This is a genomic window from Armatimonas sp., from assembly GCF_964826245.1.
In genome coordinates this window covers 1-10,791 of sequence record NZ_CBAYMC010000151.1, presented here as the reverse complement: position 1 = coordinate 10,791, position 10,791 = coordinate 1, and the positions used below count along the sequence as shown (strand labels likewise).

Here is a 10,791-nt window from a genome sequence, read left to right as displayed (position 1 = left end):
GGGAGAGGCAAAATAAAGCGCCGGGTGAGGAGGGTATAATCCCTTCATGATCGTGGCAACTGCGCCCGGACGCTGTGGCGTGCTGGGCAACCCGACCGACATGTACGGCGGCTCTGTAATCTCTTGTTCTCTCTCCGAGCGTGCGACCTGCACCCTTTCTGACACCGACTCGGCGGCGCTGATCTTAGAAGCCGATAATGGCGAGCGACAAGTTATCGCGAGCAGGGCCGACCTCGAGCCTTCGAAAGAGCTCCCGCGCTTGGACTTGGCGAAGGCCGTGCTGAGGGGCATGGGGATTGATCCGGGGGAAGCGCACTTTCACCTCACGACCAGCACCGAGATTCCCATGCAGGCAGGCCTGGCAGGCTCGACGGCGCTCATGGCCGCAGTGTACGGCGCGGTGTCCCAGAAAATCGGGCGGGTGGAGCACAAGCACGCCATCGCCGCCGCGATCCGCAAGATCGAGTACGAGATTCTCGGGGTGATCTGTGGGTTTCAGGACCAGCACATGGCGGTCTTTGGCGGCCTGAACTACATGGACTTCCGCGACAAAGGCAGCCATATCGCCATGGATGCCCAACCCTACGCCACCGTGGAGCCGCTGATGGACTTGGTGCCACACGCGGACTCCTTGCCGTTTGTGCTAGCGCACACGGGGGTCAAGCATCACTCAGGGGCGGCCCACAAGCCCGTGCGGCAGCGCTGGCTCGACAACGACCCCGAGGTGCGTGAGCTTTATGATGTCTTAGTGCCCAAGCTCGCCCGTGACGGCAAGAAAGCCTTGCTGGAGGGCGACTGGGAGGCCATTGCAGCGCTCATGAACCAGAACCAAGAAGTCCAGTTTCGCCTCGGGGCCAGCGGCGCGGCGGTGGATAAGCTCGTGGAAGTGGCGCTGGCAAACGGGGCCATCGGGGCCAAGCTCGCCGGAGCGGGCCAAGGCGGGACGGTACTGTGTCTCACCTTCGAGCCCGAGCGTACCATCGCCGCCCTCAAAGACGCCGGTGCGGGCCGGATCATCCGCCCCGTGCCGGCGGAGGGGCTCACCGTGACGGAGTCCAGGTCGTGATGGAGTAGGGCTCAGCAAGGAGTCGTTCTCCGGGGGCAAGCTCCTCGCCGGGCACAAGGTCGCGGCTACCGTCGGTGATGTGCGGCGTGAGAGCATAGCTCTCGGAGAGCTCCAAAGTGCGTTCCTGGTCGGTGGTATTTATGGCAACCAGGGCAAGCTGCTCGCCGGCCGGGTCGCACCAGGCAGAGACATAGAGCCCGTCGGCTTCGGTGGGAGTGACAAAGATACGTCGCCAGCCGGGGCGGAGAAAGCGCGCGAAGTTTCCCAGTGCCCAGAGGGTCTTGCTGGGTGAGATCGCCTCGTTGTCTCCGAGATAGATCAAGCCGTCTTTGTAGTCATACGGCGAGAGGGCGAGCCACCAGAACCAAGCACTGGCATCGGCGTGGACAAAGTCCTGGTGCATCATTCGAGCAACTCGTAGCGACAGCTCCATTCCTAAGTCGCGCCCCGGCTCCATAACACAGACCTCGGACTGCCAGAAGCGCCCACCCGGCACGTGCTGGGCAATGGCACGACGAACGGCCTCACGAATCCGACGGCTCTCCTCGGGTGGATCGTAGCTCCAGTAGCCGTGGCCACAGAGCTTTCCCTCACAGACCGCTGCCAGCGCCTCCGCTTGGCCGTCGATTAAAAAGCGCAAGTCAGCAGCCTCGGGCAGGTCTAGCTCGATGGCGAGGCTCCTGCGGTCGAGCTCCAAGCGGAGCGTGTGAGCCAGCGCGAGAATATCCGAGTTACTGAAGCGACAGCCCTCTTGGGTGGCATCTTCCCAGGCCCACTGCGGCTCATTGACCGGGCTGAGCGCTGTAAACGGAAGCCCCACGCGCTCAAAGTGCTCGACCACCTCCGCGAGAAACGCTGCAAAGGCAGGCTCCGCGCCGGGCTTGAGGTTGGTGGTGAGCGCTTTCTGGCTCTCGCTCTTATCGTGGGTGGCACGCCCGTTTTGGGTCAGCCAAAGGGGAGGGCTATTGGCAAAGGCAACCCGGCACGATGCGCCACGCTCGGCTGCGGCACGGAGAAACCACTGCTGGCCTTCGTGACAGCTGGGATCGAAGGCCGACTCGGCGGTTCGTTTAAAGCACTTCGGGTGTCGCCACGGATCTAGGGGGCTCTCTTCCGCCCACGCCCCACCCGCCCCAATATTAAAGCGTACGCCCGAGAGCCCCGCGCCACGCTCTGGGCAAAAAAGCAAGTCGGCGAGCTGGGTTTTCGCCGCCTCACTCCAAGTTTCTCCGACGGGGTCGCCGCTCCAGGCAAGCGATGCTCCAATGCCTTCCAGTGTCTGAAAGTGCTGGCTAGGGTCAAGAATAAGCTTCATGGAGTTTCTTTGAGAATGTGATATTGGTTGGTAGCAAGCCCGGTCACCGTCTGAGTCTTTCCGGAGGGCCAGCGGACCGTGAGAGACTCCGCTTTCTCTGTCTGGCCAAGGCCAAAGTGAACCCGTGGATCGCTACTGGAGAGATATGAGCCATCGGCGTGGCAGTGACGCACGATCTTTTTACCGCCAGCCGTGAGCGTGAGCACCGCACCGTAGCCGCTAGGATTGGAGCGCGTTCCGATGAGCTTCACTCCCAGCCAGTTGCCCTTTATCGTAGACTCATTGTGGAGGAGTAAAGGCTTGCCTTCACTATCGGCGATGAGCAGATCGACACGGCCGTCGTTGTCAAAATCGCCCGTCGCTAAGCCGCGTCCGACAATGGGCTTTTGCAGTGCCTCCCCGGCTTGCTTCGAGAGATCCGCAAAACCTGCCTGTCCGCCTTGTTTGGCGAGATTATGCAGCAAGAGAGTGGGCTGCCGGTAGGTTTGCACCGTATCAATCTGCTCGATATTGTCTTGGACATGGCCATTGGCGAGCGCTAAGTCTAGCCAGCCATCGTTGTCCGCATCGAAGAACTTACACCCAAAAGTCACATAAGGCGAGGCCGCGGGGCTTGTGTGAGCACTGTAGGCCACATCGGTAAACAGACCACCGCCTTCGTTTTTATAGAGAGACTTGGCCTCGTTGGCATAGGTGGCGACAAAGAGATCGAGGAGTCCGTCGTTGTCGAAATCGCCCCAGTCCGTGCCCATGCCGCCGTGCACATTGCCCTCACGGTCGGTGTGGGTTCCGGCACGCCGGGCGACATTGACAAACGGCGCGTTCTGCTTGGTGAAGAGATCGCCCTCTAGCTCATCGTTGGCCAGAGAGATGGCTTGCTGACCGGAGCTATCAAAGTCCGCTGCCGCGATCCCGAGGGTTCGTCCCATCGCACGGGCGAAGCCGCTGCTGGCCGTTGCCTCGGTAAAGACTCCCTTGCCCTGGTTGCGAAAGAAAGTGGGCTTGAGGGGCGGATAGTAGCGCGGGGGACAGGCGGTTAAGATCGGCTTGCCTTGTTTATCACGCACCGAGCAGAGCTCTTGCGTGTTGTAGTCGGCTCCAAACTTGGCGTAGTTGCCCACGATCAGGTCCAGCCGTCCGGAGCCGCGCTGTGTCTCGACAAAGGCGCAGGCGGTTCCCCACGGCTGCGCGGTGAGTCCTGACGCCACCGTGACATCGGTAAAGCGCTCTCCCCGCTGGTTGTGAAGCAGAGCGCCGCCTTTGTAGGCAGAGAGGTAGAGATCCTCAAAGCCATCGCCGTCGTAGTCGCCCACCGCGCAGCCACTAAACTGCCCTGTGAGTGTGGGCAGAGCCGTGGCGGAGACATCGGTAAACGCGCCTTTGCCAGCTCCCTGAAAGAGACCCGGCTTCTCGCCCACCAGCAGGATATCTAAGTTGCCATCGCGGTTGTAATCGAGAAATGCCACTCCATTGCCAATTAAAGGCAGAGCGCTGAGCGGGCGCTTCCCTGAGATTGTCCAGGTGTAGCGGAGCCCTGCCTGCGCCGCCACATCCACAAAGCGAATGGGCGAGACAGGCGGGGGCGTCGGGCCTGAGGGCGTCGTTTGGCAGCCGAGTAGCACCAAAAGCCCTACTAGACCAAAAGCGTAGGGGCAGCGCAGGTTAGCGACCGCCTTGCCCTGCTTGACCCGCCTGCGGGTTGCCTCCATTCTGCCGCATGTACTGCATCCCTGCGGCCTGGCCCGGTGCCATCTTGGGAACAGGTGTCCCGGTGGGCTTGGGGGCCTCCGTCTTGGTGCAGCCAACGCTAAGCAGAGTGGCGAGTACGGCGAAAACGAGTGTCAGGGTGAGGGTTTTGGTTTGATTTTTCATAATTTTTAGAGTCTTGACTTTCTTTAGAGAGTAAGGCGGCGTAGCTGCTCTTGTGCGAGCTTTGCCACCGTGGAGTTCGCGCCTCCGAGGGCGATCGCTTGCTGGAAAAACGATTGCGCCGCTTTTTTATCGCGGCGCTGAAGTGCCAGCAGGCCGTAGCCTAGCGGAAGAATCGGAGCTGCGCTGGGGTCAGCGGCGGCATTACTAAAAAGCTGCTCGATCTGTGCCAGAGCCTCTTGTGAGAGTGACCCCGGTTTCTTGAGCAAGACAATTGCGAGCAGTGCACTTCCGATTCCCTCGTTGGGAATCAGTGCCAAAAGGCGCTGGCCGGTCTCCTGCGCCGCGCTATCGTCCCCGCGCTGCACCTGGAGCTGGAGCAAGAGGCGCAGGCTCGCCGTGTGCTCTGGATCGGCTTTGAGCGCTTGCGTGAGCTGCTGCTCGGCGTCTTGCGGTGTAGATGCTTCGAGCGCTTTCTTATAGCAGAGAAGTGGGGGAGTTGGGTGCGCGGCAAGCTGTCTCTTAGCTGCCTCCATGCGCTTCTCAAAGGGCGCAAAGCGTGTGGCATCACCACCGGAAGCCGCAAAGTAGGCGATACTCGCTTCGTGCAAGCGTCCCTGTGCGAGCTGAGCATTGCCGAGCGCCTCGTGGGCCTGAGGGTTATTGGGCGCTTGTTGTGTGGCCTGAAGCGCAAGAGGCACTGCCACGCCTGCCTGACCGGCACCGGTGAGGAGCTCGGCGGCTCTTGTCAGTATTACAGGTGAGTCGGGGCGCTCGCGGGAGGCGATGGCCAGCTCACGGATACAGTCATTTACCGCTCCGACGGAGGCAAGAAGCTGTGCCATCTTGGTGTGGGCCTCGCGATTGGTTGGGTTCACTCGGAGCTCATTTTCCAGCGCAGTTCGCGCCGCAATGCGCTGCTGTCGCCGCTCTGTCTCCTGTGCCCAGTACGCGGCATCCGAAGAGCGCCCTAGGCGCTGGTAGGCCCCTCGTAGCTCCTGAGCCGCCACCGGGTCACCCAGTGCAAGCTTCGTCGCTTTTTCAAGAGATAAAATCGCCTGCTCATGCTTGTTATTCTGGAGAAGGCAGCGCCCTAGAAGCAGGTTTGTGGCTGCGCTCTCGGGCGCTAGTGTCACGGCTTGGCGCAGAGATGCCTCGGCAGTAGCACCTTCGCCGGACTGGAGCAAAAACGCGCCGTATTTTTCGTGGCAGAGAGGGTTCTGGGGAGCGAGTGCGAGTGCCTTTAAGAACTCCGCTCGCGCCTCTTGTGGGGCTTCTGTCACCTGAAGAGTGGCAAGCTGGAGATGGTCTAGGGCCGCGTTAGGGCGCAGAGCGAGTGCGCGGCGCAGGATGCTCTGGGCCTGTGTTTTCTCCCCAAGCTGAATCTGGACATTGGCCAGCATCGAGAGTGCCTGGGGGTAGTTTGGCTCCAAAGCGGCGGCTTTCTCAAGAGACATCCGGGCCGCTTCTATACTTTTTTGGGTGTAGTGGAACGTCCCGAGGAGATAGTGGGCTGCAGCAAGCTTGGGGTGCGTCGCGACAAACTCGGTGAGCTGTCCGTAGGCCACGGAGACTTTCCCCGTTGCCAGAAGTGAGCGTGTCCACTGCTCACGCAGGCGTGGTGAGCTGGGATCGAGACTGACTCCTCGCTCCAGCACGCCGACAGCCTGCTCAAACTTTCCCGCATCGCACAGGCGCCGTCCTAGCCAGTAGATATAGACGGGATCGTTGGTCTGCGTGGTTTGCTTGCTGAGCAGTGCCAATAAAGAGGCCGGGCGATACTGTTGGTCTTTGTAGCTGCCCGTGTAGGGGATTGCAAGCGCAGCCAGTATTCCTAGCAACGCAAGCAATGCAAAGAGGGCGGAGGAAATTTTCCTCCGCCCGGAGTGATGTCTCTCTGGCCTAGTTGTGGTTGTGCCAGATGTCATCGGCGGAACCGATCCTTGCCGTCAGTGTGTTGGGGCCGACGGCTTTTGCATGGCCATCAGCAAACATCACGTTACAGCGCTGCGAGTGGCGGAAGTCAGGGCGACGGCGTCGCTGGTAGTCGCCGTTGCCTTGCCCGGCAAACCCACCGGGGATGTCGAAGTCCCAGCCCGTGGTCTGATTGGGCTTGTTGCTCCATAGGAGTGGCTGGAAGGTGAAAGGCCCACAGGAAGCCTGAACGGGGTTATTGGGGTCGCACCATGCCTGGTCCGCCGCGCGGGCAATATTGGCATCACCATTGGCTCCCACCACGGCTGTCTCAGCGAAAGCGACCAGGTTCGCGGGAGCAATCAGAGTGGCTTGGGAAACGCCTCCAAACCCTTGAAGCCCCGCGGGAAGCCCCGTGTTCCAAGGGGTATTGAGCTGGGTCTTGTTGATAGAGTAGCCGATACCAACTTGGCCACCCGGTATGGGCTGACCATTGGCATCAATCGCAGGGCGGAACGAGGGGCAGACGAGCACCGAGTTCCCTCCGACAGCACCATCAACAAACTGGGTGTTGCTCGCTCCGTATTTTTGAAGATAGGGGCCAAGTCCGACGGTCCACATCGTGCCTCCCCAGCTGGCGCCATCCCACATGTACCCTAGTGGATAGACCTCGTCATAGTCTTGAATGTACTGCATGGTGGCAAGACCGATGTTGCGCATGTTCGACATACAGGCAATCGCACGGGCTTTCTCGCGTGCTTGTGCGAAGACGGGGAAGAGAATGGCTGCAAGGATTGCAATTATGGCAATAACCACAAGTAGCTCGATAAGTGTGAAGTTTCGACGGATACTTCGTTGATTTTTCATAGATTCATCTCATAATGTCAGGGACCGGGTCTTCGATCTGTACTGAGAGTCGTCCCGGTCGGTACGGCTCCTAGCGTCGTTCCCACGAGAAGGGCTGTGGGAAGAAGTTGGATCAGGGGCAGCTCGCTCTCGCCACCGAGCTGCGCCACCATTCTGGCCACTGCCGCCTGTGCCAGAGCATCAATGTCTACTTTTACCGAAGTGACCACGTGCCCACTGATCGCGCCCCAGGGGAGGCCATCGTAGCCCACCACGCTCAGGCGATCTGGGACGGCGATCCCGTGCTCGGTGCAGATGTCCAGAAGCTGGTAGGCAAGGCTATCTCGTGGGCAGAAAAATGCTGTGGGAGCATCGTCTTTTTGCAAGAGCGCCCCGATCTCCCCTAAAAAATAAAGACAGTCCTCTTGTAGTGTCACTTTCAGAGCGGCAAGCTCTTTACGCAGGAGCCCAAGCCGCTGGGGAAAGTTGGGGCTGTTGCTGTCGTCGTGGATCACCCCGATCCGATGGTGCCCTTGCGCAACGAGCTGTTCCGCCACAAGCCGCATGCTAGACTCCACATCGTCCGTTACCTGAGGAAGCGTTCCGTCGACCTGGCCCCCGATGAGCACCGTGGGAAGACGCGATTTCTTAAGGAGTTCTAAGAGAGGGTCGTTTACCTGTGGCGCGAAAAACAGAACAGCATCCGCAATTCCGCCATTTAAGTGCTGGTAGATCTGCTCCGGGGAGCGTGCAAAATCGCAGTGGACGAGCAGATCGTAGCCCTGACTGCCCGCTGCCCGCTCCAGCGCGGTGCACAGGGTGTTCATGTAGAGATCTTGCGGCGTGCGGGTGCGGTAGCCATTGAAGAAGCTCAGAATATGGGTCTGACCACGCTGCATCGAGCGCACGAGCCGGTTGGGGGTGTAGTCTAGGTCTTGAGCCGCTTTCTGCACACGCGCCGTCACATCGGTGGAGATGCGGTACTGCGCAGATTTATCGCTCAGCGCCAGCGACGCCGTGGCGACGGAGACCCCCGCCTGGAGGGCAACATCTTCCAGACGGACTCGGCGAGAGGCGGACTTTGCTACTCTGCTCATCTTTGCTAAACTAGTTTAGCAAGTATTTCCGCGTTTCGCAAGCTTTTGTTTTTCTAATCCTCAGAAACCAGCGGTAGGTGCTGGAGGCGCTGTTTCTGGGGCGAGCGCGGTGGGGGGGCGGCTTTGTGACGTGCTCCAAAGCTGGTGAGGACTTGCTCCAGCGCGGGGAGCATGCCGGTGACGCGCTTGAGGCGGATGAGTGTGTCCCAGAGTGGCTCGAACTTCTTCCAGCCACCCGCGTAGGCCAGATGGCGTAGGCGATCCGGGAGGTTTTCTTTGACAGATGCCCCGGCGAAGAGCTTGCGCCAGGAGTAGAACTCGCGGTAGGCGCGCCAGTAGCCGTATTCGAGCTGCTCCGGGGTCATGCCGTGGGGCTGGAAGACCGTGTGGCGTGTGTCGTAGCGGTCCCAGTCGGAGTGCAGAAGCCGCCCCTCGGCCTTCATGCGCTTATAGAGCGCGGTGCCGGGATATGGTGTCAGGATGTGAAATGTCGCCGTCTCGATTCCCTGCGAGACCGCCCAGTCCACGGTGCGCTCAAAGACATCGGGGCCGTCGCCGTCCATCCCGAAGACAAACGAGCCATTGGCCATCACGCCGCAGTCGCGAAGCTTTTTAATCGCGGCGTTGTAGTCTCGCCCTAGGTTCTGTCCCTTGTGCTGCTCGGCTAAGTTCTCCTGCGAGAGCGTCTCGAACCCCACAAAGAGCGAGCGCAGCCCGACTTCGGCGGCTTTCTCGATCAGCCCGGGGCGCAGGATCGCCTGCACCGTCCCTGCCGCCTGCCAGACCCGCCCCATCCCGCGCATTCCCTCAAAGAGCGCGTTGGCAAAGCGCACGTTGCCAAAGAGATGGTCGTCCAGAAAGTACAGATGCTTGCCCGGCAGCCGCTCGATCTCCGCCAGGGCTTCGTCCACGGCCTGCGTGTAGAAGTGCTTCCCGCCCGCAAAAAACGCGTCCTTGTAGCAAAAGTCGCAGTGGTGCGGGCAGCCACGCGAGACCACAATCGAGTTGGGGACGAGATAGAGATGGCGCTTGATCAAGTCCCGGCGGATCGGCGGCATTCCCTCCAGCGTCCGGCTCACCGAGGCGTAGCGCGGCTGGGGCTGGCCCGCCTGAAAATCCTTGAGAAACTGCGGCCAGATGTCCTCACCCGGCCCCAGAAAGATCGCATCGGCATGGGCTGCGGCTTCATCGGGGAGCGATGTCACGTGCAGCCCACCCAAGCAGACAAACGCCCCGCGTGCCCGGTAGTGATCGGCGAGCGCATAGGCCCGCCGCGCCGATGTGATGTAGACCTCGATCGCCACAATATCGGGTGTATCGTCTAAGTGCAGCACCTCCACGTGATCGTCTTCAAGCGTCGCCTCCCAGCCGTCGGGAAGATACCCCGCCAGTGTCGCCAGCCCAAGCGGCGGAAAAAGGCTGTACTTGATGGGCCGAAAGAGCGGAGACTTCGCCTCAGTGAGAGCGGGGAGGATAAACTTGACGTGCATATTTTTATAAATACAAAGAACTTTGTTTTACAAAGCATATAAGGAAATGAGCTTCTTGTCAAGTGTCCCCGAGGACTCGTGGTTCCGGCTATAATAAGCTATGTCTACGACGATTCCACAACCTGAGCCGACTCCCGGCGATACGTCCTGGTTTACCCACGACCGCTTCGGTATGTTTATCCACTGGGGCCTCTACGCCCTAGGTGCGCGCCATGAGTGGCTCAAGAACTACGAGCAGCTCACCGATGAGCGCTACGAGCGGTATTTTAAGTTCTTCGATCCCGATCTCTACGACCCTGAGGTCTGGGCGAGCGCGGCGGAGAACGCGGGGATGAAGTACTTTGTGATCACCACCAAGCACCACGAAGGCTTCTGTCTCTGGGACTCGGCGCTGACGGACTACAAGGCCACCAACACCCCCGCCAAGCGCGATCTCTTGCGCCCGATGGTGGATGCCTTCCGTGGCCACGGCCTCAAGACGGGTTTTTACCACTCGCTGATTGACTGGCACCACCCGGACTTTGTGGTGGACGGCGTCCATCCGCAGCGCAGCTCGCCGGACAAAGACGCGCTGAACGCGGGCCGCGACCAGAGCCGCTACGCGAAGTATCTCCACGGCCAAGTGCGGGAGATTCTCTCCGAGTTTGGCAAGATTGATATTCTCTGGTGTGACTTCTCCTACCCGCCCCAGAAAGGCCGCGCGGACTGGGACAGCGAGAACCTTTATAAGCTGATTCGAGAGCTACAGCCCCATATTATTTTGAATGACCGAATGGACCTGGAAGCGGGCTGGGATATCAAGACCCCTGAGCAGTTCCAGCCGCGCCAGTGGGTGCAGTTCCAGGGCAAGCCGGTCACCTGGGAAGCCTGCCAGACCTTTAGCGGCTCTTGGGGCTACCATAGAGATGAGTCCAGCTGGAAGTCGCTGGAGATGTTGGTGCAGATGCTGATCGACACGGTGAGCAAGGGCGGCAATCTCCTGCTCAATGTCGGCCCGACCGGGCGCGGTGAGTTTGATGTGCGCGCTCTGGATCGCCTCCAGGGTATGGGCGAGTGGATGAAGCGCCACTCGCGCTCGATCTACGGCTGCACCCAGGCTCCTGCTGAGTTTGGCGCTGCTCCTCAAGACTGCCGCTACACCTACAACCCCACTACCAACCGGCTCTATGTCCACGTGCTCGCCTGGCCCTTCGG

At 60.4% G+C, this 10,791-nt stretch carries 9 protein-coding genes; 2 read left to right on the top strand and 7 right to left on the bottom strand.

What is annotated here, in order from left to right; all coding sequences use genetic code 11:
- Positions 1-46: 46 nt before the first annotated feature.
- Complete coding sequence (locus tag AC1XOS_RS14520) at positions 47-1,066, top strand: GHMP family kinase ATP-binding protein (protein WP_481962944.1); 1,020 nt, start codon at positions 47-49, stop codon at positions 1,064-1,066.
- Here the strand turns inward: AC1XOS_RS14520 and AC1XOS_RS14515 are convergent.
- The 7 genes from AC1XOS_RS14515 to AC1XOS_RS14485 all read right to left on the bottom strand — a co-directional run bounded on the left by AC1XOS_RS14515 (position 1,041) and on the right by AC1XOS_RS14485 (position 9,597).
- A complete protein-coding gene (locus AC1XOS_RS14515) occupies positions 1,041-2,381 on the bottom strand; it encodes a glycoside hydrolase (RefSeq protein ID WP_481962943.1) in 1,341 nt (446 codons plus the stop codon). The two genes, AC1XOS_RS14520 and AC1XOS_RS14515, sit on opposite strands and share 26 nt — an antisense overlap.
- Positions 2,378-4,090 carry a CRTAC1 family protein gene (locus tag AC1XOS_RS14510; RefSeq protein ID WP_481962942.1) on the bottom strand — a complete coding sequence of 571 codons (1,713 nt, stop codon included), beginning with the start codon at positions 4,088-4,090 and terminating at the stop codon, positions 2,378-2,380. The genes AC1XOS_RS14515 and AC1XOS_RS14510 overlap by 4 nt, the downstream gene beginning before the upstream one ends.
- Positions 4,044-4,253, bottom strand: a complete 210-nt coding sequence (locus tag AC1XOS_RS14505; protein ID WP_481962941.1) for a hypothetical protein — start codon at positions 4,251-4,253, stop codon at positions 4,044-4,046. The genes AC1XOS_RS14510 and AC1XOS_RS14505 overlap by 47 nt, the downstream gene beginning before the upstream one ends.
- A gap of 23 nt (positions 4,254-4,276) precedes the next feature.
- Positions 4,277-6,091, bottom strand: coding sequence for a tetratricopeptide repeat protein (locus AC1XOS_RS14500; protein ID WP_481962940.1), 1,815 nt, complete (start codon positions 6,089-6,091; stop codon positions 4,277-4,279).
- A gap of 61 nt (positions 6,092-6,152) precedes the next feature.
- Positions 6,153-7,031, bottom strand: coding sequence for a DUF1559 family PulG-like putative transporter (locus AC1XOS_RS14495; RefSeq protein ID WP_481962939.1), 879 nt, complete (start codon positions 7,029-7,031; stop codon positions 6,153-6,155).
- A 17-nt stretch (positions 7,032-7,048) separates the two neighbouring features.
- A complete protein-coding gene (locus tag AC1XOS_RS14490) occupies positions 7,049-8,107 on the bottom strand; it encodes a LacI family DNA-binding transcriptional regulator (RefSeq protein ID WP_481962938.1) in 1,059 nt (352 codons plus the stop codon).
- A 53-nt stretch (positions 8,108-8,160) separates the two neighbouring features.
- Entirely contained in the window at positions 8,161-9,597 is a 1,437-nt protein-coding gene (locus tag AC1XOS_RS14485) for a B12-binding domain-containing radical SAM protein (protein ID WP_481962937.1), read from the bottom strand.
- Between the two features lie 100 nt (positions 9,598-9,697).
- Here AC1XOS_RS14485 and AC1XOS_RS14480 point away from each other — a divergent pair.
- Positions 9,698-10,791: alpha-L-fucosidase (locus AC1XOS_RS14480; protein ID WP_481962936.1), on the top strand; the 1,094-nt coding region annotated here is incomplete at its 3' end.